Origin of the sequence: Dyella sp. (assembly GCF_035685805.1) — a bacterium.
Taxonomy (GTDB): domain Bacteria; phylum Pseudomonadota; class Gammaproteobacteria; order Xanthomonadales; family Rhodanobacteraceae; genus Dyella_A.
Window position 1 is genome coordinate 196,860 of sequence record NZ_DASSAB010000045.1, and the last position, 26,326, is coordinate 223,185.

22 protein-coding genes and 1 other RNA gene are annotated in these 26,326 nt (G+C 69.3%); 8 read left to right on the forward strand and 15 right to left on the reverse strand.

Going from position 1 to position 26,326, the window contains the following annotated elements; translation table 11 throughout:
* The 14 genes from VFG40_RS14135 to rsmI all read right to left on the reverse strand — a co-directional run bounded on the left by VFG40_RS14135 (nucleotide 1) and on the right by rsmI (nucleotide 14,510).
* On the reverse strand, nucleotides 1–741 hold the full coding sequence (locus VFG40_RS14135) for a cell division protein FtsQ/DivIB (protein WP_324898588.1): 741 nt from the start codon (nucleotides 739–741) through the stop codon (nucleotides 1–3).
* Complete coding sequence (locus VFG40_RS14140; protein ID WP_324898590.1) at nucleotides 738–1,706, reverse strand: D-alanine--D-alanine ligase; 969 nt, start codon at nucleotides 1,704–1,706, stop codon at nucleotides 738–740. Before VFG40_RS14140 ends, VFG40_RS14135 begins: the two co-directional genes overlap by 4 nt.
* Complete coding sequence (murC, locus tag VFG40_RS14145) at nucleotides 1,703–3,142, reverse strand: UDP-N-acetylmuramate--L-alanine ligase (RefSeq protein WP_324898592.1); 1,440 nt, start codon at nucleotides 3,140–3,142, stop codon at nucleotides 1,703–1,705. The genes VFG40_RS14140 and murC overlap by 4 nt, the downstream gene beginning before the upstream one ends.
* Nucleotides 3,139–4,227 (reverse strand): undecaprenyldiphospho-muramoylpentapeptide beta-N-acetylglucosaminyltransferase, encoded by a 1,089-nt coding sequence (gene murG / locus VFG40_RS14150; RefSeq protein ID WP_324898594.1) that lies wholly within the window; start codon nucleotides 4,225–4,227, stop codon nucleotides 3,139–3,141. Before murG ends, murC begins: the two co-directional genes overlap by 4 nt.
* A complete protein-coding gene (gene ftsW / locus VFG40_RS14155) occupies nucleotides 4,224–5,465 on the reverse strand; it encodes a putative lipid II flippase FtsW (protein ID WP_324898596.1) in 1,242 nt (413 codons plus the stop codon). The genes murG and ftsW overlap by 4 nt, the downstream gene beginning before the upstream one ends.
* A complete protein-coding gene (mraY, locus tag VFG40_RS14160; RefSeq protein ID WP_324898598.1) occupies nucleotides 5,465–6,547 on the reverse strand; it encodes a phospho-N-acetylmuramoyl-pentapeptide-transferase in 1,083 nt (360 codons plus the stop codon). Before mraY ends, ftsW begins: the two co-directional genes overlap by 1 nt.
* Entirely contained in the window at nucleotides 6,537–7,904 is a 1,368-nt protein-coding gene (locus VFG40_RS14165) for a UDP-N-acetylmuramoyl-tripeptide--D-alanyl-D-alanine ligase (RefSeq protein WP_324898600.1), read from the reverse strand. Before VFG40_RS14165 ends, mraY begins: the two co-directional genes overlap by 11 nt.
* Nucleotides 7,901–9,376 carry a UDP-N-acetylmuramoyl-L-alanyl-D-glutamate--2,6-diaminopimelate ligase gene (locus tag VFG40_RS14170; RefSeq protein WP_324898602.1) on the reverse strand — a complete coding sequence of 492 codons (1,476 nt, stop codon included), beginning with the start codon at nucleotides 9,374–9,376 and terminating at the stop codon, nucleotides 7,901–7,903. Before VFG40_RS14170 ends, VFG40_RS14165 begins: the two co-directional genes overlap by 4 nt.
* Complete coding sequence (locus VFG40_RS14175; RefSeq protein ID WP_324898604.1) at nucleotides 9,373–11,190, reverse strand: peptidoglycan D,D-transpeptidase FtsI family protein; 1,818 nt, start codon at nucleotides 11,188–11,190, stop codon at nucleotides 9,373–9,375. The genes VFG40_RS14170 and VFG40_RS14175 overlap by 4 nt, the downstream gene beginning before the upstream one ends.
* Nucleotides 11,187–11,459, reverse strand: a complete 273-nt coding sequence (gene ftsL / locus VFG40_RS14180; RefSeq protein WP_324898606.1) for a cell division protein FtsL — start codon at nucleotides 11,457–11,459, stop codon at nucleotides 11,187–11,189. Before ftsL ends, VFG40_RS14175 begins: the two co-directional genes overlap by 4 nt.
* Complete coding sequence (rsmH, locus tag VFG40_RS14185) at nucleotides 11,456–12,406, reverse strand: 16S rRNA (cytosine(1402)-N(4))-methyltransferase RsmH (RefSeq protein ID WP_324898608.1); 951 nt, start codon at nucleotides 12,404–12,406, stop codon at nucleotides 11,456–11,458. Before rsmH ends, ftsL begins: the two co-directional genes overlap by 4 nt.
* Before the next feature lie 50 nt (nucleotides 12,407–12,456).
* Nucleotides 12,457–12,903, reverse strand: coding sequence for a division/cell wall cluster transcriptional repressor MraZ (mraZ, locus tag VFG40_RS14190; RefSeq protein WP_324898611.1), 447 nt, complete (start codon nucleotides 12,901–12,903; stop codon nucleotides 12,457–12,459).
* Nucleotides 12,904–13,190: 287 nt separating this feature from the next.
* An RNA gene (gene rnpB / locus VFG40_RS14195) (RNase P RNA component class A) lies at nucleotides 13,191–13,557 on the reverse strand.
* Nucleotides 13,558–13,673: 116 nt separating this feature from the next.
* Nucleotides 13,674–14,510, reverse strand: coding sequence for a 16S rRNA (cytidine(1402)-2'-O)-methyltransferase (gene rsmI, locus VFG40_RS14200; protein ID WP_324898613.1), 837 nt, complete (start codon nucleotides 14,508–14,510; stop codon nucleotides 13,674–13,676).
* An 88-nt stretch (nucleotides 14,511–14,598) separates the two neighbouring features.
* On the opposite strand from rsmI, the gene VFG40_RS14205 reads away from it, so the two are divergent.
* The gene (locus VFG40_RS14205; RefSeq protein ID WP_324898615.1) at nucleotides 14,599–16,449 is read left to right on the forward strand and encodes a penicillin-binding protein activator; all 1,851 of its coding nucleotides are present in this window, start codon (nucleotides 14,599–14,601) and stop codon (nucleotides 16,447–16,449) included.
* Complete coding sequence (locus tag VFG40_RS14210) at nucleotides 16,449–16,805, forward strand: YraN family protein (protein WP_324898617.1); 357 nt, start codon at nucleotides 16,449–16,451, stop codon at nucleotides 16,803–16,805. Before VFG40_RS14205 ends, VFG40_RS14210 begins: the two co-directional genes overlap by 1 nt.
* Before the next feature lie 109 nt (nucleotides 16,806–16,914).
* Here VFG40_RS14210 and VFG40_RS14215 read toward each other — a convergent pair whose 3' ends face one another.
* Nucleotides 16,915–17,529: a homoserine/threonine efflux transporter gene (locus VFG40_RS14215; RefSeq protein WP_324898619.1), complete on the reverse strand. Its 615-nt coding sequence runs from the start codon at nucleotides 17,527–17,529 to the stop codon at nucleotides 16,915–16,917.
* 259 nt (nucleotides 17,530–17,788) lie between these two features.
* Here VFG40_RS14215 and VFG40_RS14220 point away from each other — a divergent pair, with 259 nt between their 5' ends.
* From VFG40_RS14220 to VFG40_RS14245, 6 genes are all read left to right on the forward strand, one after another.
* Nucleotides 17,789–19,060, forward strand: a complete 1,272-nt coding sequence (locus tag VFG40_RS14220) for a nucleoside permease (RefSeq protein ID WP_324898621.1) — start codon at nucleotides 17,789–17,791, stop codon at nucleotides 19,058–19,060.
* 363 nt (nucleotides 19,061–19,423) lie between these two features.
* Nucleotides 19,424–21,541 carry a TonB-dependent receptor gene (locus tag VFG40_RS14225; protein WP_324898623.1) on the forward strand — a complete coding sequence of 706 codons (2,118 nt, stop codon included), beginning with the start codon at nucleotides 19,424–19,426 and terminating at the stop codon, nucleotides 21,539–21,541.
* Nucleotides 21,541–22,632: a PepSY-associated TM helix domain-containing protein gene (locus VFG40_RS14230; RefSeq protein WP_324898625.1), complete on the forward strand. Its 1,092-nt coding sequence runs from the start codon at nucleotides 21,541–21,543 to the stop codon at nucleotides 22,630–22,632. The genes VFG40_RS14225 and VFG40_RS14230 overlap by 1 nt, the downstream gene beginning before the upstream one ends.
* Before the next feature lie 28 nt (nucleotides 22,633–22,660).
* Nucleotides 22,661–23,650 carry a tRNA dihydrouridine synthase DusB gene (gene dusB / locus VFG40_RS14235; protein ID WP_324898627.1) on the forward strand — a complete coding sequence of 330 codons (990 nt, stop codon included), beginning with the start codon at nucleotides 22,661–22,663 and terminating at the stop codon, nucleotides 23,648–23,650.
* Between the two features lie 98 nt (nucleotides 23,651–23,748).
* Nucleotides 23,749–24,855, forward strand: a complete 1,107-nt coding sequence (locus VFG40_RS14240; protein WP_324898629.1) for a transporter substrate-binding domain-containing protein — start codon at nucleotides 23,749–23,751, stop codon at nucleotides 24,853–24,855.
* A 100-nt stretch (nucleotides 24,856–24,955) separates the two neighbouring features.
* Entirely contained in the window at nucleotides 24,956–26,302 is a 1,347-nt protein-coding gene (locus VFG40_RS14245; RefSeq protein ID WP_324898631.1) for a GGDEF domain-containing protein, read from the forward strand.
* Nucleotides 26,303–26,326: the final 24 nt, after the last annotated feature.

Consider the following 26,326-nt stretch of genomic DNA (forward strand, 5'->3'; position numbering starts at 1 on the left):
TCATGTGCGGGGCGCGCCCGTATCGGAGGGAGTCGCGGCAGCCGGCGGCAGCCAGCGCACGGCAAACCCGTTGGTGTAGCGGAGGTCGGCGTAGGCGAAGCCGTTGTCGTGGCCGGCCAGCAGCTGCGGATACACGTCGAGGAAACGGCGCAGGCGCCGGTTGGCCTGCTGGCGGTCCCCGAGCACGATCTGGGCACCGCTGGCCGAGGTCAGGCTCCAGCTGCCGCGCTCGGTCAGCGCCACGCCGGTGATGTCCAGGTGCGTGCCGGCGAAAGCCCTGCGCGTGTCGGCGTAGAAACTCACCACTTCGGCGAGCCGTGCGTCGGGGCCGCGCAGATCCGGCAGAGCCACGGCGACCTCGTTGTCTGGTACGTCGAACAGCTGACCCTGGCGGCTGATCAGCTGCCTGCCGTTCCAGCGCGCGAACGGCTGGCGTTCGTAGATCCGCAGCAGCAGGGTGTCCGGCCAGCGCTTGCTTGCCTCGACCGATTCGACCCAGGGCAGTGCCGATACCGCCTGCCGCACGTCGTCCAGATCGAGCGCAAAGAAGCCGTGGCCGAGACGCGGGCGCACCACATCGCGGATCTGCTCGGCCTTGAGGTGGTGGAACTCCGCCTGCACCGTGAGTTGGGTCACTGGCCACCGGTCGGCGGCAAACCACCCGCGCAGCACGCCCACCACCGGCATCACCACGAGGGCGATGGCCAGGCACCAGGCAATCAGGCGGATGGCTCCCCTCACGCGCGCAGCCCTCCGGCGTCGATGCCGCGGTCCTTCTCGAAGCTGGTCTCGAGCACACGCCAGCAGAGCTCCTCGTATCCGATGCCCGCGGCCGCGGCCGCCTTGGGCACCAGCGAGTGCGAGGTCATGCCCGGGGCCGTGTTCACCTCCAGCAGCCAGTTGCCACCGGCGCGATCGCGCATCACGTCGACGCGGCCCCAGCCGCTGCAGCCGAGCGCATCGAATGCGCGCAGCGACAGCGCACGCAGCTGTGCCTCGGCCTCGCCCTGCAGGCCCGGGCACACATAGCGGGTGTCCTCGGCGATGTACTTGGCGTTGTAGTCGTAGAACGCACCCTGGGGAACGATGTGGATCGACGGCAGCACGTCGCGCCCGAGGATCGCCACGGTCAGCTCGTCGCCCTCGATCAGGGTTTCCATCAAGAGGTCGCCCGGGTAGCGGGCAGCCAGCGCCACCGCCGCATCCAGGTCCCGTTCCTCGAAGACGCGGGTCACGCCCACGCTGGAGCCTTCGCACGCCGGCTTGACGATCAGCGGGAAGCCGACCTCGCGCGCAGCCGCATGTACGTCGCCACCCCGTGGCAACGCCACGAAACGCGGCGTGGGCAGGCCCAGCGACTGCCACACGCGCTTGGAGCGGGTCTTGTCCATCGACAGTGCCGAGCCGAGCACGCCCGACCCGGTGTAGGGCACGTTGAGCGACTCGAGTGCGCCCTGCAGCACGCCGTCTTCGCCGCCGCCGTGCTGGCCGTGCAGGATGTTGAACACGCGCGCGAAGTGGCCCGCGCGCAGCGCGTCCAGCAGCGCCGGGATACCGTCGATGGCGTGGGCGTCGACCCCGCGCGCCTGCAATGCGGCGAGCACGTTGCGGCCGGAGTCGAGCGACACCTCGCGCTCGGCGGAGCTGCCACCCATCACCACGGCGACGCGCCCGAACTGGGCCGGATCGGTGATCTTGTTCGTCACTTCGGGCTCCTCAGGTGGGGCTGCTGCGACAACTCGAGCGCCGCAGCGCCGATATCGCCTGCGCCAAGCAGCATCAGCAGGTCGCCGTCACGCAGCAGCGCCGGCAGGGCGTCCCGGAAATCACGCGGATGCTCGACCAGCACCGGATCGACCTTGCCCCGCGCGCGCACCGCGCGCGCCAGCGCACGCCCGTCGGCGCCCGCGATCGGCGCCTCGCCGGCCGGATACACCTCGGTCAGCACCAGCACGTCCGCTTCGGCCAGCACATTGGCGAAGTCGTCCAGCAGATCCCGCGTTCGGCTGTAGCGATGCGGCTGGAAGCCCACCACCAGGCGGCGGTCCGGCCAGCCGCCGCGGGCAGCGGCGAACACCGCCGCCAGTTCGCGCGGATGGTGTCCGTAGTCGTCGATCAGCAAGGCACTGCCGTGCTCCAGGGTCAGCTCGCCGCGGGCGTGGAAGCGCCGGCCGACGCCCTGGAACTGCGCCAGCGCCCGTGCAATCGCCTCGCCCTCGACGCCCAGTTGCCAGCCGATCGCCGCAGCCGCCAACGCGTTAAGCACGTTGTGCCGTCCGGGCAGGTTCAGCTGCACCGGCAGCGCGCCTTCGTGGCCGGGCAGCACCAGGTCGAAATGCATGGTGAAGCCGCGCTGGACCACCTGCGTCGCGCGGACGTCGGCATCCACCGAGTCGATCCCGTAGCTGAGTACGCGGCGCGGAATGTCGCGCGCCAGCGCGGCTACTTCCTCGTCATCGATGCACAAAACCGCCAGGCCATAGAACGGCAGCCGGTGCAGGAAATCGGAAAACGCCTTCTTCACCTCGGCGAAGTCGCCGTGGTAGTTCTCCAGGTGATCGGCGTCGATGTTGGTGATCGCCGCGATCACCGGGGACAGCAACAGGAACGAGCCATCGGACTCGTCCGCCTCGGCGACTAGATACTGGCCGGTACCCAGCCGGGCGTTGGCGCCGGCCGCGTTGAGCTGGCCTCCGATCACGAAGGTCGGGTCGTAGTTGGCCTCGGCCAGCACGCTGGCGACCAGGCTGGTGGTGGTGGTCTTGCCGTGGGTCCCGGCGATCGCGATGCCGCGCCGGAAACGCATCAGCTCACCGAGCATCTCGGCGCGCGGAATGACCGGGATGCGCGCCTCGCGCGCCGCCATCAGTTCGGGGTTGTCGGCACGGATTGCACTGGAGGTGACCACCACGTCAGCGTCCCGCACGTGCCCCGCCTCGTGGCCGATGCGCACGTCGATGCCCAGGCCGGCCAGGCGCTGCGCGGTGGCTGAATTGGCCTTGTCCGAGCCGGACACGGCGTAGCCGAGGTTGTTCAGGACCTCGGCGATGCCGCTCATCCCCACGCCACCGATGCCGATGAAGTGCACGCGGCGGAAGGTGGTCATCAGGTCATCATGGGCCTGCATGCGGCGCGCGGTCATGCGGCTACCTCCAGGCAGGCACGGGCGATGGCGGTCGCCGCGTCGGGCTTGGCCAGCGCGCGCGCCGCGGCGGCCATCGCCAGCCGGCGGGGCGGATCCTGCAGCAACGCGTCGAGGCGGTGCGCCAATGTCTGTATGTCCAGATCGGTTTCCTTGGTCAGTTCGGCGGCGCCGGCGGCGACCAGCGCCTCGGCGTTGCGGGTCTGGTGGTCGTCCACCGCATGCGGAAACGGCACCAGCAGGGCGCCCAGTCCGGCAGCGGTAAGCTCCGCCAGGGTCAGCGCGCCGGCACGGCAGACGGCCAGGTCGGCCTGGCCATAGGCGCTGGCCATGTCCTCGATGAAGGGAACCACTTCGGCGTCCACGCCGGCAGCGGCGTAGGCGGCGCGCGCCTCCTCGAGGCCGCGCCTGCCGCACTGGTGCAGCACCTGCGGCCGGGCCGCGGGGGGCAGCAGCGCGAGTGCCTTGGGCACGGCGACATTCAACGCGCGAGCGCCAAGGCTGCCACCCAGCACCAGCAGGCGCGGCGGCCCGAGGCGGTTGCGCATGCGCTCGGCGGGCGGCGGCAACGCGGCGATGGTCGAGCGCACCGGATTGCCCACCCATTCGCCACGCGGCAGCGCGTCGGCAAAGCCCGTCATGACGCGACGGGCGAAGCTGGCGAGGCGGCGGTTGGTGTATCCGGCCACCGAGTTCTGCTCGTGCACCAGCAGTGGCACCCCCAACAGCCGTGCCGCAATGCCACCGGGCCCAGCCACGTAGCCGCCCATCGACAGCACGCTGCGCGGGCGCAGCCGACGCAGCGCAGCCAGCGACGCGACCAGCGCGCTGGCCAGCATCAGCGGCGCGCGCAGCCGCGTCGCCCAGCCCTTGCCCCGCAGCCCACCCACCGGCACCGTGTGCAGCGCAATATCGTGAGCCGGAACCACCTGGGTCTCCATGCCGCCGCGCGCGCCGAGCCAGGCCACCGGCACGTCCTGCGCACGCAGCACATCGGCCACGGCCAGGCCCGGGAAGATGTGGCCACCGGTGCCGCCGGCCATGATCAGCACCGGGCGACGATCATTGAACGGCCGTGCGCTCATGCCGCCACCGCCTGTCGCTCGGGCGTCGCGGTCGAGGCATTGGCGTCCGCCACGGCCAGCGCCGGCATGCGGGTGGCCATGTGACGGGCATCCAGCGCGCGATTGATTTCGAAGGTGGCACGCAGCAGCACGCCGGCCATGGCACAAGTCAGCAGTACCGACGAGCCACCGGAGCTGATCAGTGGCAACGTCAGGCCCTTGGTGGGCAGCGCACCGAGGTTCACGCCGATCGACACCATCGCCTGCAGCCCGATCATCAGCGAGATACCGAACGCGACGTAGCCGGCAAACCGCTGACCCACCTCGACACCGCGCAGGCCCAGCGTCAACCCGCGCGTCACCAGCAGCGTGAACAGTCCGACGACGGCGATCACGCCGGCCAGCCCGAGTTCCTCGCCGATGACCGCGAGAATGAAGTCGGTATGCGCCTCCGGCAGGTAGGACAGCTTGAGCACACTCGAGCCGAGGCCGACGCCGGTCCACTCGCCGCGCCCGATCGCCATCAGCGACTGGGTCAGCTGGAAGCCGTCGTTGAAGGGATCCTTCCACGGGTCCATGAACGAGGTGAGCCGCTTCATGCGGTAGCTTTCGCTGGTCGCCGCGATCGCCAGCAGCGGCATCAGCGGCAGGCCCATGCCGAACAGGAACACCGGCCGTGCGCCACCGAGCCAGACCATCGCGATGGTCACCGCGATCACCAGCGTGGCGGAGCCGAAATCGGGCTGGGCCAGCAGCAGCAACACGATCACGCCCGCCACCATCAGCGGCTTGAACAAGCCGAGGAAACGGGTTTCCACGCTCTCGCGGTGGCGCACCAGGTAGCTGGCCACATACACCACCAGGATCAGTTTCACCGCTTCCACCGGCTGGAAGCTGGTCACCACCAGGTTCACCCAGCGCCGCGCGCCGTTGATGCGCATGCCGAAGTGAGGCACGAACACCGCCAGCAGCATCAGCAGCGCTGCCAGCAGCAGCAGGTGCGCGTGCTTCTCCAGCAGCTTCAGCTCGGTGCGCATCGCCGCCCCGGCGAGCATCAGGCCAAGCGCGAGATAGAACAGGTGCTTCTTGAGGTAGTAGAACGCGCCGATGTGCTGGCTGTCCGCCACCGCGATCGAGCTGGAGGCGACCATCACCACGCCCAGGCTGGCCAGCGCCACCAGCGCCAGCAACAACAGCTGGTCGAACCGACCACGGGGGCCGTGGCGCTTCACTGCCTGGGTGGTGCCGAAGCCGAACATCAGCGCACCTTCAACGTGGCAAGACCGATCAGCACCAGCACCACGCTGATGATCCAGAAGCGCACGATCACGCGCGGCTCGGGCCAGCCCTTGAGCTCGAAGTGGTGGTGGATCGGCGCCATCCGGAAGATGCGCTTGCCGGTGAGCTTGAAGCTCGCCACCTGCATCATCACCGAGGCGGTTTCCATCACGAATACGCCGCCCATCACCAGCAGCACGATCTCCTGGCGCACGATCACTGCGATCGCGGCCAGCGCCGCGCCGATCGCCAGCGCGCCCACGTCGCCCATGAAGACCTGGGCCGGATAGGTGTTGAACCAGAGGAAGCCGAGCCCGGCGCCGGAGAGCGCGCCGCAGAAGATCGCCAGCTCGCCGGCCCCGGGAATCGACGGGATGCCCAGGTACTCGGAGAACACCCGGTTGCCGGCCAGGTAGGCGAACACGCCCAGCGCACCGGAGACCAGCACCGTGGGCATGATCGCCAGCCCGTCGAGTCCGTCGGTGAGGTTCACCGCGTTGGAAAAGCCCACGATCATGAAGTAGGCCAGCACCACGAACAGCGCGCCCAGCGGGATCGCCACCTGCTTGAACAGCGGCACGTACAGTGCGGTCTCGGCCGGCAGCTGCGCCGTGTGGAACAGGAACCACGCTGCGATCAGGCCCAGCACCGACTGCCAGAAGTATTTCCAGCGCGAGGCCAGCCCGCGGCTGTCGCGCAACACGATCTTACGGTAATCGTCGTAGAAGCCGATTGCGCCGAAGCCCAGCGTGACGCTGAGCACCAGCCACACGTAGCGGTTGTGCAGGTCGGTCCAGAGCAGCGTGGCGATCGCCACCGCCAGCAGGATCATCACGCCACCCATGGTTGGCGTGCCGGCCTTGGTCAGGTGCGTCTGCGGACCGTCGCTGCGCACCACCTGGCCCGCCTTGAGCAGGGCCAGCCGGCGGATCACCGCCGGACCGAACAGCAGCGACATGGCCAGCGCAGTGAGCGCGGCCATGATGGTGCGGAAGGTGATGTACTGGAACAGGTGCACGGCGGTGAAATGCCGTGCCATCCAGTCGGCCAGTTCAAGCAGCATCGGTGGCACCTCCACGTGCGCGTGCAAGGCGCAGCGACGCCACGACCTGGTCCATCCCGGCCGAGCGCGACCCCTTCACCAGGCAGGTGACGCCCGCGCGCAGCCGCGCCTCGATCGCGCCGAGCAGCGCGGCCTTGTTGTCGAAGTGGGCCGCGCCGGCACCGAACGACTCCACCGCAGCGGCGCTGAGTGGCCCGACCGCCAGCAGGTGCTCGATGCCCCGCGCCTTCGCGTGTGCACCGACCCGGGCATGCATGGCGCGTGCATCGACGCCCAGCTCGGCCATATCGCCGAGCACCAGCATGCGCTCGCCCGACGCCAGCGCCAGCGTGTCGATGGCGGCCGTGACGGAGCCGGGGTTGGCGTTGTAGCTGTCGTCGATCAGGGTCCAGTGGCCCGGCATCGGCTCCACCTTCAATCGTCCCGCCACGCCATCGGCACCGGCCAGGCCTGCCACGATGGTGGCCAGCGGCACCTCCAGCGCGGTCGCCACGGCGGCGGCGGCCAGCGCGTTGGCGACGTTGTGCGATCCGGCCAGCGGCAGCATCACCTCGGCCTCGCCCTGCGGCGTATGGAGCACGAAACGCGAGCCGTCGAAGCGCTGCTCGATTACTGTGGCAGTGACATCGGCAGGCCGACCCAGCCCGTAGCGCAGCACGCGCCGCGAGCCCGCGAGGCCCGCGAAGAACGGCGCGAACGCGTCATCGGCGTTGATGATCGCCACGCCGTCGACCGGCAGCGCCTGGTAGATCGCGCCCTTGGTTTCGGCCACGCCCTCGATGCTGCCCATGCGCTCCAGGTGCGCCGGCGCGATGCAGGTGATCAGGCCCACGTCGGGGCGGGCGATGGCGGCCAGGTAGGCAATGTCACCGGGCTTGCCGGCACCCATTTCCAGCACCGCATACTGCGCATCCTCCGGCATCGCCAGCAGGGTGAGCGGCAGGCCGAGCTCGTTGTTGTAGTTGCCGGCGTTGACGTGCGTGCGGCCGTGCCGCCCCAGGATCGCGGCCACCAGAGTCTTTACCGTGGTCTTGCCGTTGGAACCGGTGATGCCGACCACCCGCACCTGCCGCTGTGCGCGAACGGCGCTGGCCAGGTCGCCCAGCGCCGCGGCGGCATCGTTGACCAGCACCTGCGGCAGCGCGATGTCCAGTTTGCGCGTGACCATGGTCGCGGCGGCGCCGCGGGCGATCGCATCGGCCACGAAGTCATGCCCGTCCACGTGCTCGCCGCGCAGCGCCACGAACAGGTCGCCCGGCTGCAGCTTGCGGGTATCGATGGCGAACCCGGTCACCGGCACATCGGCGCCGATGCGCTGGCCGCGCGTCCACAGAGCCACGGTGTCCAGACGCATCATGCTTCGGCCTCCAGCGCCCGACGCGCCACGTCCATATCGTCGAATGGGCGCCGGCCGCCGGCGCCTTCCTGATAGTTCTCGTGGCCCTTGCCGGCGATCAGCACCACGTCGCCGGCATCCGCCAGCGTCAGCGCCTGCCGGATCGCCCGCTCGCGATCGCGCTCGACCACCGCCCTCGACGGGTCGGCGAAGCCCGACGCGATCTGCGCCACGATCGCGTCGCCGCTTTCGCCACGGGGATTGTCATCGGTGACGATGGCCAGATCGGCCAGCCGCTCGGCCAGTGCCCCCATCAGCGGGCGCTTGCCGGCATCACGCTCGCCACCGCAGCCGAACACGCAGATCAGGCGGCCGGCGCAGTGCGCGCGCAGCGCGGTCAGCGCCTGTTCGAGCGCATCCGGCGTGTGGGCGTAATCGACCACCACCAACGGCTGGCGCAGACCGTCGCCGAGACGATTCATGCGGCCGTTGACGGGCGCAAGCGCCGCGAGCGTCTCCACCACTTGCTCGAACGGTTCGCCCAGCGCGCCCAGGCACGCGGCCACGGTGAGCAGATTGGCCACGTTGAACCGGCCCAGCAGCGGGCTGCGGATGGCACGCGACCCCCACGGCGTGTGCAGCTGGAACGCCAGCCCCTCGCCGGAAGTGACGATCTCGGTCGCGCGGACCTCCGCATCGGCATCGCCTGCGGCACTAGTGCGCAGGCGCTGTACCGGGCCAGGCAGGCGTTGCACCAGCGTCGCACCGAAGGCGTCGTCGACATTGACCACAGCCGAGCGCAGTTCAGGCCAGGCGAACAGCTGCGCCTTGGCCTCGCCGTAGGCCTCCATGGTGCCGTGGTAGTCCAGGTGGTCGCGGGTGAGGTTGGTGAAAGCGGCCACCTCGAAACGCACCGCGTTGACGCGGCCCTGGGCCAGCGCATGCGACGACACTTCCATCGCCACGTGACTGGCGCCGGCGGCGCGAAACCGGGCCAGCTGCGCCTGCACGCGGATGGCATCGGGAGTCGTGCGCTCGCCGGCGTCGAGCTGCCCGACCAGCCCGGCGCCGAGCGTGCCGATGCTCGCGGCACGGTGGCCGAGCCGCTGCAATGCCTGGGCCACCAGCTGCACGGTGGAGGTCTTGCCGTTGGTGCCGGTGACGCCGACGATCCGCAGCGCCTGCGACGGATGATCGAAGAAGCGCGCCGCCAGTTCGCCCACCTGCGCCGACAACCGGTCAATCCACACCACCGGCACGCCTGGCGCGGCGACGTCGGCCGGAGCCGGCATCTCGGCGAGCACCACGCAGGCGCCACGCGCCACGGCGTCTGCAGCGAACGCGAGGCCGTGGTGGTTGAGCCCGCGCAGTGCGACGAACGCAAAGCCCGGCTGCGCCGCGCGCGAGTCGAGGGTGAGGCCGTCAACGACAAGGCCGGCCGGAACGGCGGCGCCGGTCAGCCCCGGCAGCAGTTGGTCCAGGGGCATGCTCATGGCGTCACCCGGTCCACCGGCGCTTCTTCGATGTTCGGCGCATCCGGCGGCTTGTTGCCGATCAGGCCGTTGACGCCCTGCAGCGGACCGCCGACGTACCAGCGCCCGATGTTGTCCGGGGGGATGTCCAGCAGGCGCAGCGCGCCATCCATCACCTTGGCGAAGACCGGACCCGAGACCAGGCCGCCGTAATAGCTGCCGCGCTGCGGGTTGTCGATCACCACCGCGGCGGCCAGGCGCGGGTTGCTCGCCGGCACCATGCCCGCGAAGGCCGCGCCGTAGGCGTCCTTGGCGTAGCCACCGGCAGTGGCCTTGTGCGCGGTGCCGGTCTTGGCGGCCACCGTGTAATTGGCAATCCAAGCGTACGGTGCGGCGGTGCCGCCAGGCTGGGTGGTGGTCTCCATCATCCGCAGCAGCTGATGGGCGATCCGTGGCTCGATGATCGCCTTGGCGTCGACCTCACCGCCCTTGATGAAGGTGGGCGAATGCATGACACCGCCATCGCCGATGGTCGCGTAGGCGTTTGCCAGCTGCAGCACCGTGGCATTGAGGCCGTACCCGTAGCCGAGAATCGCCTTCTCCAGCGGTCGCCAGTCACGCCCGATCCGCAGCTTGCCGGACACCTCGCCGGGAAAGCCGCTATTGGTGCTGTTGCCGAAGCCAAAGGCGCGGTAGGTGTCGTACATCAGCGCGGTATCGAGCGTCATCGCCACGTGCGCCGCGCCGACGTTGCTGGACTTGGTGATGATGCCAGTGGGCGTGAGCACCCCCCAGTCATGGGTGTCGTGGATGTCGTGACCCTGGAAAAACCAGTGACCGCCGGTGGTGTCCACCTTGGGCGTGGTGGGCGTGTACTGCCCGCTCGACAGCGCCGCCGCCATCAGGATCGGCTTGATCGTGGAGCCGGGCTCGAACACGTCGGTGACGGCACGATTGCGCCGCGCGGAGGGGCTGCTCCCGCCCACGGCATTGGGGTTGTAGGTGGGAATGCTGACCATCGCCAGCACCTCGCCCGTCTTCACGTCGAGGATCACCATGGTGCCGGAGTCGGCCTGCGACTTCTCCACCGCCGCCTTAAGTTCGCTGTAGGCGAGAAACTGGATCCGTCGATCGATGCTCAGCGTCAGGTTGCGGCCGGGCTTGGGCTCGCGCACCTGCTCGACGTCCTCGACGATGTGGCCCTTGTTGTCGCGAATCACCCGCTTCTTGCCCGGCTGGCCGGACAGCCAGTCGTCGAAGGCGAGCTCGAGGCCTTCCTGGCCGTGATCGTCGATGTTGGTGAAGCCGAGCACGTGTGCGGTTACCTCGCCGGAGGGGTAATAGCGGCGAAACTCGCGCTGCCCGTTGATGCCCGGTATGCCGAGCTCGAGCACGGCCTGCGCCGCCTCGGGGCTCATCTGCCGCTTGAGATAGGCGAACTCCCGGCTGGCCCGCTGCTGCAGGTATTCGCGCAACTCGTCCGGCTGCGTACCCAGCGCAGCCGCCAGGGCAGGCAGCTGATCGTCGTTTTCGAGCACCTTCGAAGGCACCGCGGTGATCGAGACCATCGGCGTGGACACCGCCAGCGGCTCGCCATTGCGGTCCAGGATCGCGCCACGCGACACCGCGATCGGCACCTCGCGCAGGAACCGGGCATCACCCTGCTCCTGATAGAACTGCTTGCGCACGACCTGCACATCGAACGCGCGGGCCACCAGCCCGAGCGACACCAGGCTCAGCAGGGCCACCACCAGCATCAGGCGCCGACGCGCGCTGGGCCCGGCGCTGCGGCGACGGCCGGTGGACGCAGGCACGACCTTGCGCGGGCGGGTCATCGGCGCACCAGCTGGATGTTCTGCGGCGCGGGCGTGACCATGCCGAGCTTGCTGCGCGCCTCTTCGTCGATGCGTCGCGGCTCGGCCCAGGTGGCCTGCTCCAGCTCCAGACGGCCGTACTCGACGTTGAGATCGTCGCGCTGGTTCTGCAGGCTGGTGAGCTGCACGAACAGCACGCGGCTCTCGTGCCGCGTCCACACCACGCCCAGCGCAGTGATCAGCACCAGGCAGAGCAGGCCGACCAGAGCGATGACGCCGAAGGCCTTCATGCCAGTTTCTCCGCCACGCGCAACACGGCCGAGCGCGCGCGCGGATTGACCGCCAGCTCCTCCGCCGACGGAAAACGTGCCTTGCCCACCGGCGTCAGGCGCGCGGGTGTCGCCGCCACCGGCGGGCCACGCCGACTGCCCTGGACGCGCCCGGACTGGTCGCGGATGAACAACTTGACCGCCCGGTCCTCCAGCGAATGAAAGCTGATGATCGAGAGCCGACCGCCAGCGTCGAGCCGCTCCAGCGCCGCGTCGAGGCCACGCTGGAGCGCATCCAGCTCACCGTTGACCTGGATCCGCAGCGCCTGAAAGCTGCGCGTGGCCGGGTGCTTGCCCGGCTCGCGCCGGCCGATCACGCGTTCTATCAGTGCCGCGAGCTGGCCGGTGCGGGTGAATGGCGTGACCTGTCGATCGGCCATGATGGCCCGCGCGATCCGGCGCCCGTGGCGCTCCTCGCCGAAGTGCCACAGCACCTCGGTGATCTCGCGCTCGTCGGCGCGCGCCAGGAACTGCGCCGCGCTTTCGCCCTGGGTGGTGTCCATGCGCATGTCCAGCGGCGCATCGGCCATGAAGCTGAAGCCGCGGGCGGCCTCATCCAGCTGCGGCGAGGACACGCCCAGGTCGAGCAACACGCCATCGAGCCCGGCCGCGGTCTCGTCCCACTCGGCCAGCTCGGAAAAATTGCCGTGGCGGATCGCCACGCGAGGGTCGTCGGCGAACTGCGCTTGGGCGGCGGTGATCGCCTGGGGGTCACGGTCCATCAGCAGCAGGCGGCCATGCGGCCCCAGACGCGACAGCACGGCACGGGCGTGACCGCCGCGTCCGAAGGTGCCATCCAGGTAGCGCCCGCCCGGCTTCACGGCGAGACCCTCCACAGCTTCTCCCAGCATCACCGGAATGTGCTGCAGCGGCGCCGAGCCTGAATTTGTATTCCGGCTCTGGGCCATACCGCACTTCCGCTCCCGTCCCGCACTTTGTCGCTGCGACCACTGAACAATCAGAGGCGCAGATCTGCCATTTCCTGGGTGATGTCGTCTTCGCCGATGGTCTGGCGGATCTTGGCCAGATGGGCCTGCTCGCTCCACAGCTCGAACTTGCTGCCCATGCCCAGCAGCACCGCCTTTTTCTCGATGCCCGTAGTGCCGCGCTGGCTGGCCGGCAGCAGGATGCGCGCCGCGCCGTCGGGCTCCACGACCGCGGCCGCACCGACCAGCTTCATCTGCAGATTGCGGTGCGCGGCCTTCACACTGGGCAGCGCATTGACCTGATCGCGCACCTGCTCCCACTCCGCGTACGGAAACAGCCAGAGGCAGCCGTGCTCGAACGGGTTGTAGGTGATCACCAGACGATTGGCGCACGCGCCCGACACCTGCTCCCGATACATGGTCGGAATGGCCAGGCGGCCTTTGTCGTCGACGGTGATGGCGGTTTCGCCCTGGAACACGCTCGTATGACTCCACTAAATCCCACGTTTTCACACCGAAACCCACGATAGTCTCGCCCCCTGAGACTGTCAAGGGAATTTCTTTTGTGAATCAAGGAGTAAAGGCAAAGAGGTGACGGCAATTCACCCCTTACATGAGGAAACGCAGCAAGGCGTTTGAATGACAGGCTTTTTTGGTTTCCGACGTGTCGGCAAACCGACCTGTTCGAGCCTCGGGCGCATGAACCGGCCGTTCAGCCGCGCGCGACCACAAAAAACCCCGGGCGATCGCTCGCCCGGGGGTGGAAAGGTGGAGTCGGCCTGTAAGCCGGGTTCTGTACGCCTTGCGGCGCGACAGTCATTCCTCTCGGCCAGGCGTCACCGCCTGGCTCCAGCAACCTACCCGGGAACAACGCGGGCCGCGTTATCGTCCCCCTATTTGGTCTTGCTCCGAGTGGGGTTTACCGTGCCGCACGGCGTTGGCCCCGTACGCGGTGCGCTCTTACCGCACCCTTTCACCCTTACCACGCGCATCCGAAGATGCCGTTCGGCGGTCTGCTCTCTGTTGCACTGGCCGTCGGCTCACGCCGCCCAGGAGTTACCTGGCACTCTGCCCTGTGGAGCCCGGACTTTCCTCGATGCACTTGCGTGCGACGCGACTGTCCGGCCGACTCCACCGCCGATTGTACGTGATCGGGAACCGGGAAGAGCGCAAGGCCCGGGATGTCTGATGCAATGTGCGACGCGGAACCTCTCCAGCCGCGAGCGGCAAGGACAAGTCGCCGCGAAAACTAGCCGCTCCCCGCTTCGTACAGTGCCTTGCGCGGTGCGCCGGTGATCGCCGCGGCCAACTTGGCCGCCCTGGCCGGCGGCAGTTCCTCGCGCAACAGGGCAAATACCCGCTGCCCCTCGGCCAGCCGCGCATCGACTTCTTCTCCACGCCCCGCCACCAGCAGCACGCACTCGCCACGCTGCTGGTCGGGATCGGCCGCAACGCGCGCCGCCAGCTCATCGAGGGGTTCGCCGATGACCGTCTCGAACAGCTTGGTCAGCTCGCGCGCCAGCACCGCTTCGCGGTCGCCGCCGAACACGTCGCGCATGTCCGCCAGGCTCTCGGCCACGCGATGGGACGACTCGTAGAAAATCAGGGTGCGCGGGTCGCCGGCCAGCTCCTGGAGGCGCGTACGCCGCGCCGCCGCCTTGGGCGGAAGGAACCCTTCGAACACGAACCGGTCGCTCGGCAGTCCGGCCACCGACAGCGCGGCGATCGCGGCGCAGGCGCCCGGCACCGGCACGCATCGCACGCCAGCCGCACGCGCAGCCCGTACCAGCCGGAACCCCGGATCGCTGATCAGCGGCGTGCCCGCATCCGAGATCAGCGCCACCGACTCGCCATCGAGCAATCGCCTCACCAGCGCATCCACGGCATCGCGCTCGTTGTGCTCGTGCAACGCGATCAACGGCGTGTCGACGCCGTAGTGCTGCAGCAACGGCCGGCTGTGACGCGTGTCCTCCGCCGCGATCAAGGCCACCGCGCGCAGCGTCTGCACCGCCCGTGCGGAGAAATCATCACGGTGCCCAATGGGCGTGGCCACCACCCATAGCGAGCCGGCTCGGACTGAAGACATCGAAGGAATCCTTTCACCGCGGAGCGGCGGAATGATCGACTATCATCGCGCAGTCCGACCTTTCCGATCACGATCCAAGGGACCTTCCATGCGCATGTACCGCGCCGCCGGCCTGGCCGTGCTGATCAGCCTCGCCCTGGCCGCCTGCGTTCCCCAGGCCGCGCAACGTTCGCCCGCGGAAGTGGCAGCCATGCGCAGCGCCGATGCACTGCGCCAACAGGGCCAGTTCGAGCAGGCCGCACAGGCCTATCTCGCGCTCGCCGCCAACAGCCCGGGCCATGCCGACAGTTATCGCCTCAACGCCGCCGAGGCGTACCGCCAGGAAGGCGCGTTGACGCGCGCGGCCGAGGTGCTGACACCGGTGCGCCGGGAGCGCCTGAGCGGCGATGAGCCGGTGCGGCTGGACTTGCTGCGGGCCGAGATCGCGCTGGACCAGCACGACCCGCGCAGCGCACTGGCCCTCACCACCCAACCCAACCTTCACGTTCCGCCCGCACTGCAACTGCGCGTGCTGGAACTGCGCGCGCGGGCCATGGACGCCAGCGGCGACCACTGGGGCAGCGCCCGCACGCGGGTGCAGATGGATGATGCACTGAGCGGACTGGATCGCTCGCAGAACCAGCGCCAGATTCTCGACCTGCTGGGGCGCCTCAGTGTCGCCGAGCTGCAGCAGCGCGCTGCAGCCATGACGTCCGCTGACCGCATGCTGCCGTGGATCAACGAGGCCCTCTCGCAGCAGGGCATCACCGTGGCCAACCCGCAGCCGGAGCTGAAGCAGCCCGTGGGCACGATGCTCCCCGGGGCGCACGCCAACGTGCGCGAGGGCTATCGCATGCCCAGCCAGATCGCGCTGCTGCTGCCGGCCAATCGCGAGCTGGCCAGCGTGGCCACCTCGATCCGCGAAGGCTTTTTCGCCGCCTATGCCGACGCCAGCCGCACCCATGCGCCGCGCGCGGCGCTGCGCGTCTACGACAGTACCGGCACCGCCGCGGGCGCGGTCAAGGCCTACCAGCAGGCGGTGCGTGATGGCGCCCAGCTGGTGGTCGGCCCGCTCACGCGTGCCGAGGTCGCCGCGGTGATCGCACAGGACAACCTGCCGGCACCGGTGCTGGCACTGAATCATCCCGACGGCAGGAGCGCACCGTCCGCCGCGGTGATGGAGTTCGGCCTGCTGCCGGAGACCGAGGGAGCGCAGGTCGCCGATCACCTGGTCGAACGCGGCCTGCATACTGCCTACGTGGTGACCTCCAGCGACGACTTCGCGCAGCGCGCGGCCGACGCCTTCCGCGCCGAGCTGATCGCCCGCGGTGGCCAGGTGGCCGGGCGCGCCAGCATCGCCTCGGGCAGCATCAACTACGCCGCGACGATCAGCACACTGAACGCCCGCGCCGACGACCCCGATGCCGCCATCTTCATCAGCATGCGGCCGGAACAGGCGCGCCTGCTCGTGCCGCAGCTGCGGATCGCAGGCCTGACGCTGCCGATACTGGCCACCTCGCATGTCTATGGCGGCATCGACGACGCCGGTGCCGACCGCGATCTGGATGGCGTGGAATTCTGCGACGCGCCCTGGCTGTTCGACGCGCAGCCCGGGCTGCCGTCGCACGCCGGCATCGCCACCGCATTGCCCGAAGCCAGCGGCAGTGCCGGGCGCCTGTTTGCTTTCGGCATGGACGCGTGGAACCTCGCGCCCTACCTGGACTGGCTGCGCGATCATCCCGGCAGCTACCTGCCGGGCGCCACCGGGCAGCTCGCCGCCGACCAGTTCGGCCGCGTGCGCCGCGTGCTCGTCTGGGCGCGCTTCACCGACGGCCTCGCGCGTCCGCTGAGCGGTAGCCTGCAGTTCGACGACACGCCGTCCAGCGCCCCACCGCAGAGCGTGCCGGACGACAGCGTGCCGGCGCCGGCCAGTTCCGTCGCCGGTGACGACGGCCGCTGATGCGGGCACAAGGGGCGCAGTTCGAGCAACGAGCGCGCCGCGATCTCGAGCAGGCCGGGCTGCGCCTGCTGACGCAGAACTTCACCACCCGGCACGGCGAGCTTGATCTGGTCATGCGCGACGGCGAGATGATCGTCTTCGTGGAGGTACGTCAGCGTGGCGGTCGCGGCCAGGGCGGCGCCGCCGCGTCGATCACCCGCAGCAAGCGCGAGCGCCTGTTGCGCACCGCGTCGCTATGGCTCGCCGCGCACCCGCAGCACGGCCAGCGCGCCTGCCGCTTCGACGTGGTCAGCTTCGACGGCGTCGGCGATCAGGCGCAGATGCACTGGCTGCGCAGCGCCTTCGAGGCCGAATGATAGGCAACCGCTGGCGGCGTTCTTGCCGCGAAAAGGGCGTCGCTCCTTAAGCTTCGCGATGCGCCAGCGGGTGGTCGGACGCAGCTCCTGCCGGGCAGGAGCTGCGCGCCTACCCAAGCATCAGCTGCAGGCCGAACAACACGAACACCGCACCGGCCAGTGCGTCGATGACGCGGGCCTTGCGCAGGTATGCGCGGCGCATCGGCGGCAGGGCGAACAGCGTAGCCACCAGGACGAACCACGCCAGCGATTCCACGCTCACCAGCAGCCACAGCTGCCAGCGCGTCGCAGCGGTGACCGCCGGCCCCACCAGTGCGGAAAACACGCTGGCGAAATACACCACGGCCTTGGGATTGCCCAGGTTGGTGAGCAGTCCGTCGCGCAGGCTGCGCCAGCCGCTCGAGGGGGTCGGCGCCGCACCGCCGGCGACCACCGCCTGCTGACGCCATGCCGCGCGCAACAGTTGCCAGCCCATCCACAGCAGATACGCGCCCCCGGCGATGGCGACCGTCCGCTGCAGCCAGGCCAGGCGTTGCAGCAGCACGTGCAGCCCGAGCAGCGCCAGCGCTGCCCACACCGCAATACCCAGCACGATGCCCAGCACGCCGGCCAGCGCCTGTGTGCGCGAACGGCTGGCCGCGGTCTGCGAGACGAACAGGAAATCCGGGCCGGGGCTGGCCAGCGCCAGCAGGTGGACCAGCGCGATGGTGAGGAACAGGCCCATGAAGTGCATCGTCTGCGGTGGCGGTCGCGCAGTGTAGAGGCTGGCGGACCGGCCGGCGCGCCGTTGGCGCGGCGACCCGCGCCGCAGCTTGCCCGGCGCCAGCGTGCTCGTCTACGCTGCCTCGGGTCTGTGGAACCGCCGCGTGCGGATCTGCCTCCGGGGGACACTCCTGACGCTGTCGCTGTACGCACGGGTCCTCGCGACGGTGCGGAACCGGCCGCGCCGCGGAGCCCCACACACTCCGCGCACGAAGAAGTCCATGAGTATCAAGTTCCGCCTGGTGGTGATGAATTTCCTGCAGTTCTTCGTCTGGGGATCGTGGCTGATCACCATCGGCGCGTACTGGTTCCAGAACCGGCACTGGGGCGGCGCCCAGTTCGGGGCGATCTTCTCCACCATGGGCATCGCCTCGCTGTTCATGCCCTCGCTGATGGGCGTGGTGGCGGACAAGTGGATCAACGCCGAGAAGCTCTACGGCATGCTGCATATCGCCGGCGCCATCGTGCTGTGCATCGTGCCGGCGATCGACCGGCCTGCAGTGCTGTTCTGGGTGATGCTGGTCAACATGTGCTGCTACATGCCGACGATCTCGTTGTCGATCGCGGTGGCCTACAACGCGCTGAAGAAAGACGGTGCCGACGTGGTGACCACCTACCCGCCGATCCGCGTGTGGGGCACGGTGGGTTTCATCGCTGCGCTGTGGACGGTAAGCCTGCTGAAGCTGGAGACCACCTCGGGCCAGTTCTACGTGGCCGCCGCGGCGGCGCTGGTGCTGGGGCTGTATGCGTTCACGCTGCCGCCGTGCCCGCCCAAGCTGGACCGCATCGCCTCGAGCCGCTCGATGCTCGATACGCTCGGCCTGACTTCGTTCAAGCTCTTCCGCAACGCCAAGATGGCGGTGTTCTTCATCTTCGCCATGCTGCTCGGCGCGGCGCTGCAGCTGACCAATGCCTACGGCGACACCTTCCTGCACGACTTCGCCACGGTGCCGGCCTACGCCGGACTGATTGCCGTGAAGTATCCGGCGATCATCATGTCGATCTCGCAGGTATCCGAAACGCTGTTCATCCTCGCCATCCCGTTCTTCCTCAAGCGCTTCGGCATCAAGACGGTGATGTTCATCTCGATGGCGGCGTGGGCGCTGCGTTTCGGCCTGTTCGCCTACGGCAACCCGGGCCCCGGGCTTTGGATGATCGTGCTGTCGTGCATCGTCTACGGCATGGCATTCGACTTCTTCAACATCTCCGGCTCGCTGTTCGTCGAGTCGCAGAGCGACCCGGCGATCCGCGCCAGCGCCCAGGGGCTGTTCATGATGATGACGAACGGCGTGGGTGCCGTGCTCGGCAGCGCGATCAGCGGCCTGGTGATCGAGGCGTTCTTCACCGCGCCGGACGGAGCCAAGGACTGGCATGGCATCTGGATCAGCTTTGCGCTGTACGCCGCGGTCGTGGCGGTGCTGTTCCTGCTGCTGTTCCGTCACCGGCACGTGCGTGGCGAAGGGCTCGGCAGCGGCGCCAGCCTGGCGCACTAGATCGCTGCACCAGCGATCGCGCTGGCGACGCGGCGCGGAAACGCGTTCGCGCGCCAGCGGGTTCGGCGGCGCTTGCAGGCGCCGCCATGACGCGCGTTGACCCGTACGTGCCTTGCCCGTTTGCCACACCCGTGGATCCGGCAGCCGCACGGCGAACAGGCAATCGCGCCCGACTCCCGAGACTTCGGCCACTGCGCGATCGCCCGCAGTGCAGACAATGTCACGCCCAACGCTCACCGGTGCTGCACAAGCGCCGGTCGTGCCGGACAACAAGCCCGGGCTGCGCGGGCCTCCCATGTCCAGATTCATTGTTATTGCGAATCGTTCCCATTAAGATTTCGCGAAATGATCTGGAGCTTTCGCATGACCGCTGTTCGCCCGCTCGCCCTTGCCCTGCTATCTGTCCTGGCCGCACCAGCCCGGGCTGCCGAAGCACCGCAGACGGTTCAACTGCAACGGGTGGAGGTTTCCGAGAGCACCGTGCGCATGCCGCGCAGCCAGGGGGCGCTGCCGATGACGATCACCGTGATCGACCAGGAAGACCTGCGCCAGCAGCTGGCCATAACGCCTGATCTGTCCCAGGCGATCGGCGCGCTGCTGCCGTCGTTCTCGCCGGCCACGCAGAAGCTCAGCAGCCGCGGCGAGACGTTGCGCGGGCGCAACCCGCTGTACATGATCGACGGCGTGCCGCAATCCAGCCCGCTGCGCAACGGCTCGCGCGACGCCTACACCATCGACCCGGCGATGATCGAGCGGATCGAGATCGTCGAAGGCGCCAACGCGCTGCAGGGGCTGGGTGCGTCGGGCGGCATCATCAACATCATCACGCGCCGTCCGCCCACGACCGACGGCGTGGAGCAGCGGGTGACGCTGGAAGCGAGCGCTCCCACCCGCGGCAGCGACGGGCTGGGCTACGCCGGCGCATACCTTCTGGGCGTGCGTCAGGGCGCCTTCGATGCCGTCGTGGGCGTGTCGCAACGCGAGCGCGGCATGTACTCCGACGCGAAGGGCCGGCTGATCGGCGTGGACGGAACGCAGGGCGACCTGATGGATTCCACCAGCAAGGACGCCTTCGCCAAGCTCGGCTACGACTTCGCCGGCGAGCAGCACCTGCAACTGACGATCAATCACTTCCAGCTGCAGGGCCACGGCGACTATCTGGCCGTGCCCGGCGACATGGATGCCGGCGTGCCGACCACCTCCGTGCGCGGCAGCCAGCCGGGCGAAGCCCCGCGCAACCGCGTGCTGACCAGCAGCGTGGATTACCGCGACCCGCACCTGGCCGGCGGCGAGCTGCGTGCCCAGCTCTACTACCAGAGCAACCGCGAACTGTTCGGCGGCGGCACCTTTGGCACCTTCCAGGATCCCGCCTACGGCGCCACCGTGTTCGACCAGTCGCAGAACGTGTCGCTCAAGCGCGGCGCGCGGCTGTCCTGGGCGCGCGGTGGGCTGCTGGACGAGCGCCTGAACGTGCTGGCCGGCGTCGATGGCTACCGCGATACCACCCATCAGGAACTGATCCAGACCGGCCGCAACTGGGTGCCGGACAGCACGTACACCGGCTGGGCACCCTTTCTCCAGGCCGAATACTGGGTGCTGCCGTCGCTGTCGGTGAATGGCGGCCTGCGCCAGGAGCACGGCCGCCTGAACGTGCCCACCTTCCGCACGCTGGCGTTCTACAACGGCGTGACCGTGCAGGGCGGTTCGACCCGCTTCACCAAGACCCTGCCGAACCTGGGAGCGGTCTGGTACCTGGGCGATCACCTGAACCTGTTTGCCAGCTACGCCGAGGGCTACACGCTGCCGGACGTGGGCCGCGTGCTGCGGGCGATCAACCGCCCGGGTCAAAGCGTGGCGGAGTTTCTCGACCTCAAGCCGGTGGTGTCGGACAACCGCGAGGTCGGAGCGGACTTCGACAACGGGCCGTTCTCGGCGCGGGTGAGCCACTACAGCTCCACCTCGCGCCTGGGCTCGGTGCTGGTGTTCGATGCCGCAAACCAGGTCTACAACGTGGCGCGCCAGCGCATCGAGATCAGCGGCTGGGAAGCACGTGCGGGCTGGAAGCCGCTGGACGGCACCCGGCTGGCGATGAGCTACGCGATCAACCACGGCCGTTCCGACCGCAATGGCGACGGGCGGGTCGACTCCGACCTCGATGGCGCCAACATCGCGCCGAACCGCCTCAACCTGAGCTGGACCCAGCGCTGGGACGACGCCTGGTCGAGCATGCTGCAGGTGTCGCGACTGGCCAGCCGCGACTTCGCCACGCTCGGCGTGGCGAGCGGCCACTTCGACGGCTATGTCACCGCTGATGCGTTCGTGCGCTGGCACAGCCGCGATGTCGGCGAGTGGACGCTGGGCGTGCAGAACCTGGCCAATCGCCAGTACATCAATTACGTCTCCCAGACCGTGGGCGACGACGCGAGCTACTTCGCCGGGCGCGGCCGCACGGTGTCGCTGAGCTGGCAGCAGACGTTCTGATGGTGGCGCCGGCTCCACCCCGCCGCGCCGGCGCCAAGGCGTGGCTGAAGCGTCTGCACCTGTGGCTCGGGCTCAGCGTCGGCGTGGTCTTTGCGCTGATCGCACTCAGCGGGAGCGTGCTGGCGCTGCAGCAGCCGCTGCTGCGGATCAGCCAACCCCAGCTCGCGCTGCACCCCTTGCCCACGGCGGCCCAGCGCGCGCAGGTGATGGCGCGGGTCAGCCGGGAGTGGGCTCCGCAGGGACTGCGCGGCGCGGACCTGCCCGATGCCGCGCTGCCGGTGTGGCAGCTGTATTTCGCCGACGGCAGCCGTCGCTATCTCCACCCGGCCAGCGGCGAGCTGCTGCTCACCCGCCACGCCGGGGCAGACCCGCTGCTGATCCTGCGCAACTGGCACACCCATTTGCTGGCGGGGCGCACCGGCGAGAACGTGCTCGGCGTGATCGGCTGGGTGTGCCTGTTCCTGCTGGGCTCCGGCCTGGTGCTCTGGTGGCCGGCGCGCGGACGCCTGCGCGCGCATTTGCGGCCCTATGCTCAGCCGCCGATACGCCGCTGGCTGACCTGGCACCGCTCGCTGGGCGCGATCACGCTGCCGTTGCTTCTGCTGCTCACCCTCACCGGCACACTGATGGCCTACCACGGCGCGACCCGGCGGGTGCTGGAAGCAACGCTGGGCAAGGATCCAAGCGCCGCGCCGCCGCCGACGCTGGCAAGCCGGGACCAGCCGGTCGACTGGGCGACGCTGCTGCACAACGCGCAGGCGGCGATGCCACACGCGACGCTGTCGCGCATCAGCCTGGGCCGGCGCGGGGATGCCACGGTGGTGGTGCGCGCGCGAGCGCCGGGCGAGTGGAACGAGACCGGGCGCAGCATGATCTGGCTCGATCCGTACACGGCTCGGGTGCTGGCCGTGCGCGACGCCGGCGCAGGCGACACCGCCGCCCGCGTCGACGGCATGATCTACCCGCTGCATGCCGGCACGGTCGGCGGCACCGGGTACCGCGCCGCCGTGGTGGCGGGTGGCCTGCTGCCAGCCTTCTTCGCGATCACCGGGTTTCTGTTCTGGCGCGCGCGCACGCGCCGGCGGCACTGAACGAGCCGCCGCCGGGTAAACTGGGCGGATGCAGATCGGCCCCTACCGCATCGACCCGCCCGTGGTGCTCGCGCCCATGGCGGGCGTCACCGACAAGCCGTTCCGGCTGCTGTGCAAGCGGCTGGGCGCGGGGCTGGCCGTGTCGGAAATGACCACCGCCGATCCCACGCTGTGGCACACGCGCAAGTCGCTGCGGCGGATGGATCACGCCGGCGAGCCCGAGCCGGTGAGCGTGCAGATCGCCGGCTACGACCCGGCGATGCTGGCCGAGGCGGCGCGCTTCAATGTCGCCAGTGGTGCACAGATCATCGACATCAACATGGGCTGCCCGGCCAAGAAGGTGTGCAACGTGTGGTCCGGCTCGGCCCTGCTGCAGGACGAACCGCTGGTCGCGCGCATCTGCCGGGCGGTGGTCGAGGCGGTCGAGGTGCCGGTGACGCTGAAGATCCGCACCGGCTGGGATCGCGACCACAAGAACGCGCTGTCCATCGCGCGCATCGCCGAGGACAGCGGCATCACCGCGCTGTCGGTGCACGGGCGCACCCGCGCCGACAAGTACGAGGGCGAAGCCGAATACGAGACCATCGCCGCGGTCAAGGCCGCCGTGCGCATCCCGGTACTTGCCAACGGTGACATCACCACGCCCGAACGGGCCCGGCACGTGCTGGCGGTAACCGGTGCCGATGCGGTGATGATCGGCCGCGGCGCGCAGGGGCGGCCGTGGATCTTCCGCGAGATCGCCCATTACCTGGCGACCGGCGAGACGCTGCCGGAGCCGACCCCGGATGAAGTGGCCGCCATCCTGCTCGGTCACCTGGAACACCTGCATGCGTTCTATGGCGAGCCCGCCGGCGTGCGCATCGCCCGCAAGCACCTTGGCTGGTATGCCAAGGACCGGCCGGAGAACGCGGCCTTCCGGCAGGTGGTCAACCGGGCCGAGACAGCGCACGAGCAGCTGGCGCTCACGCGGGATTACTTTGCCGCGCTGGCTGCCGGCACGCTCGAGCTCGCTGCCTGAGCGCCGGCTGATTGCGGCCTGCGCTGGGTGCGGCCGCGGCTGCAGAGCCGAGCCGTTATGCTGGGCCACTCTTGCCGCAAAGACAGGAGTGCCCACGCATGGTCCGCACGCTGCAATGGATCGTCCTGATCGCCTCGCTGATGCTGACATGCGCGGCCGGTGCCGCCGACACCGCACCGGCGCCGGCAGCGGACGCACCGCCACGTACGCTGGTGGTGGGGGTCAAGCCCGCGCCGCCGTTCGTCATCGCCGACGGAGACCACTACCACGGCCTGGCGATCGACCTGTGGGAGGAAGCGGCCGCCGACCACGGCTGGACGTTCCGCTATCAGCCGTACGACCTGGCCGGCCTGCTCGACGCGGTCGGCGAGGGCAAGGTCGACGTCGGGCTCGGTGCGATCACCGCCACGGCGGCACGCGAGCAGCACATGGATTTCTCGCACATCCTGACCAGCTCGGGCCTCGGCATTGCCGTGCGCAATGAACAGGCGGCAGGTTGGCTGGCGGTGGCTCAGGCGCTGGTGTCCGCGGCGTTCCTGAAGGTGATCGGCACGCTCAGCCTGCTGCTGCTGGCGATCGGCTTCGGCATGTGGCTGCTGGAGCGGCACAAGAACCCGGAGCAGTTCGGCGATGGCCGGGCGCGCGGCATTTTCTCCGGCTTCTGGTGGGCGATGGTGACGATGACCACGGTCGGCTACGGCGACATTGCCCCGCGCACCGTACCGGGACGGCTGCTCGGCATGGTGTGGATGCTGACCGCGCTGATCGTGGTGTCGTTCTTCACCGCCTCGATCACCTCCGCGCTCACCGTCGGCCAGCTCAGCCAGCGCGTGCGCAGTGCGGACGACCTGGCCAGCATGCGCGTGGCGAGCGTGCCCGGCAGCACCAGCGCCGCATGGATGCAGACCCACCAGTTGCAGGCAGTGGACAGCGACACGCTCGACCAGGCCCTGGCCGCGCTCGACGCGGGGACTGTCGATGCGGTGGTCTACGACGCGCCGCTGATGCGCTACACCATCAGCCAGCGCTATGCGCGACGCCTGCAGGTGCTGCCGCTGGTGCTCGCCCGGCAGGACTACGCCTTCGCCCTGCCCCGCAACAGCACCCTGCGACGCGACATCAACAGCTCGCTGCTCAAGCGGATCAACCGCGGCGACTGGCACGAGCGGCTCAAGCAGTACTTCGGCGGCGACCTCGCACGCTGAGCCGCGCCCGGTCCCGGAGAAAAAGCCGGTTCCGAGGAACTTGTGCAGACCTCGGGCCGGCCGCGTAGGATAGCCCGACCCCTGCCGCTGCAATCACTTCATGGATGCTCGTCACCCCCTCTCACAGCAGGACGCTATCGAGCTTCTGGCCCAGAGCGAAGCACGCTGGTCGCGCCTCGACGTACTGCTTCGGCGACTGGTCACCCGGCTGACCTACGCCGCCGACGGCCGCGTGCCGCGGCTGGACAGCGCCCTGGCCAGCATCCGTCGACAGGTGCGCGATCCGCTCGACGAAGCCGGCCTGGAGCCGCTGCTGTCGGAGCTGAGCGAGGCGATCAAGACGCTCGACGAGGTCCCGACACCGGCGCCGCCGAAGGGCCCAGTCACACCGGCCACATTCACCGAGTCGCTCTCCACCGGGCAGATCCTGCTGGCCCTGCTGGACCGTCTGCGCTTGGACGACGCCGCGATCGAGCGGCTGGACGCGCTGCGCGACACCATCTGCTCGACCTCCGATGCCGGCGTCCTGGCGGTACAGGCCGAGGCACTGGCCAGCCTGGTCAACCGGCACTGCCTGCGCCTGGGCGAGGCGCGGCTGGCTGCCGAGCGGCTGCTCAAGCACGTGACCGAGCAGCTCGAGGAGCTGGCCGTTTATCTGGCGCGCGAGGACATGTCCCACCGCGACGGCGAGAGCGCGCGCGAGCAGCTCGACCGCGAAGTGGTCGGCGAGATCAGCGCGCTCGGCGAGCAGGTGATGCAGGCGCGTGAACTGGGCGAACTGCAGAGCCAGGTACAGCAGCGGCTGGGGGCAATCTCCGGCCACTTGCGGACATTCCGCCAGCGCGAGGAAGCGCGCGAGCGCGAGTGGCAGGCGCGCACCGAAGAGATGAGCCAACGCATCCGGGATCTGGAGCGCGCCGCGCGCACGATGGAGAACTCGCTGCGGCACGAGCAGGCGCTGGCCTCCACCGACCCGCTCACCGGCGTGGCCAACCGCCTGGCCTTCGAACAGCACATGGCGCAGGCCTGCCTGCATGCGGCCAGCACCGGCACCCAGACCAGCCTGCTGGTGCTGGACATCGATCGCTTCAAGCAGATCAACGACAACTTCGGCCACGCCGCCGGCGATCGTGCGCTGCGCATCGTGGCCGAGCAGCTGCGCGCCGGTATCCGTTCCGACGACATGCTCGCCCGCTACGGCGGCGAAGAGTTCGTGGTGATCCTGGCCAACGCGGGGCCGGAGCCGGCCATGCGGGTGGCCGAGTCGCTGCGCAAGCGGATCGAGAACCTCGGCTTCCACGGCCAGAAGCGCCCGGTGCGCATCACCCTGTCGTGCGGCGTGACCGTACTGCGCCCCGAGGACACGCCCGACACCGCCTTCGAGCGTGCCGATGGCGCCCTGTACCGGGCCAAGCGCGGCGGCCGCAACCGCTGCGAGCTGGACTGAGCGACGCCCGCCGGGCGGCCGTCC

Excerpts from the sequence above, each read along its gene's own strand:
- VFG40_RS14210 (WP_324898617.1), top strand. The coding sequence starts at position 16,449 with ATGCGGGCACAAGGGGCGCAGTTCGAGCAACGAGCGCGCCGCGATCTC.
- ftsW (WP_324898596.1), bottom strand. The coding sequence starts at position 5,465 with ATGTTCGGCTTCGGCACCACCCAGGCAGTGAAGCGCCACGGCCCCCGT.
- murG (WP_324898594.1), bottom strand. The coding sequence starts at position 4,227 with ATGAGCGCACGGCCGTTCAATGATCGTCGCCCGGTGCTGATCATGGCC.
- VFG40_RS14220 (WP_324898621.1), top strand. The coding sequence starts at position 17,789 with ATGAGTATCAAGTTCCGCCTGGTGGTGATGAATTTCCTGCAGTTCTTC.
- rsmI (WP_324898613.1), bottom strand. The coding sequence starts at position 14,510 with ATGTCTTCAGTCCGAGCCGGCTCGCTATGGGTGGTGGCCACGCCCATT.
- VFG40_RS14205 (WP_324898615.1), top strand. The coding sequence starts at position 14,599 with ATGCGCATGTACCGCGCCGCCGGCCTGGCCGTGCTGATCAGCCTCGCC.
- VFG40_RS14175 (WP_324898604.1), bottom strand. The coding sequence starts at position 11,190 with ATGACCCGCCCGCGCAAGGTCGTGCCTGCGTCCACCGGCCGTCGCCGC.
- rsmH (WP_324898608.1), bottom strand. The coding sequence starts at position 12,406 with ATGGCCCAGAGCCGGAATACAAATTCAGGCTCGGCGCCGCTGCAGCAC.
- VFG40_RS14230 (WP_324898625.1), top strand. The coding sequence starts at position 21,541 with ATGGTGGCGCCGGCTCCACCCCGCCGCGCCGGCGCCAAGGCGTGGCTG.
- VFG40_RS14240 (WP_324898629.1), top strand. The coding sequence starts at position 23,749 with ATGGTCCGCACGCTGCAATGGATCGTCCTGATCGCCTCGCTGATGCTG.
- VFG40_RS14245 (WP_324898631.1), top strand. The coding sequence starts at position 24,956 with ATGGATGCTCGTCACCCCCTCTCACAGCAGGACGCTATCGAGCTTCTG.
- murC (WP_324898592.1), bottom strand. The coding sequence starts at position 3,142 with ATGACCGCGCGCCGCATGCAGGCCCATGATGACCTGATGACCACCTTC.
- VFG40_RS14165 (WP_324898600.1), bottom strand. The coding sequence starts at position 7,904 with ATGATGCGTCTGGACACCGTGGCTCTGTGGACGCGCGGCCAGCGCATC.
- ftsL (WP_324898606.1), bottom strand. The coding sequence starts at position 11,459 with ATGAAGGCCTTCGGCGTCATCGCTCTGGTCGGCCTGCTCTGCCTGGTG.
- VFG40_RS14215 (WP_324898619.1), bottom strand. The coding sequence starts at position 17,529 with ATGGGCCTGTTCCTCACCATCGCGCTGGTCCACCTGCTGGCGCTGGCC.
- VFG40_RS14225 (WP_324898623.1), top strand. The coding sequence starts at position 19,424 with ATGACCGCTGTTCGCCCGCTCGCCCTTGCCCTGCTATCTGTCCTGGCC.
- dusB (WP_324898627.1), top strand. The coding sequence starts at position 22,661 with ATGCAGATCGGCCCCTACCGCATCGACCCGCCCGTGGTGCTCGCGCCC.
- VFG40_RS14170 (WP_324898602.1), bottom strand. The coding sequence starts at position 9,376 with ATGAGCATGCCCCTGGACCAACTGCTGCCGGGGCTGACCGGCGCCGCC.
- mraY (WP_324898598.1), bottom strand. The coding sequence starts at position 6,547 with ATGCTGCTTGAACTGGCCGACTGGATGGCACGGCATTTCACCGCCGTG.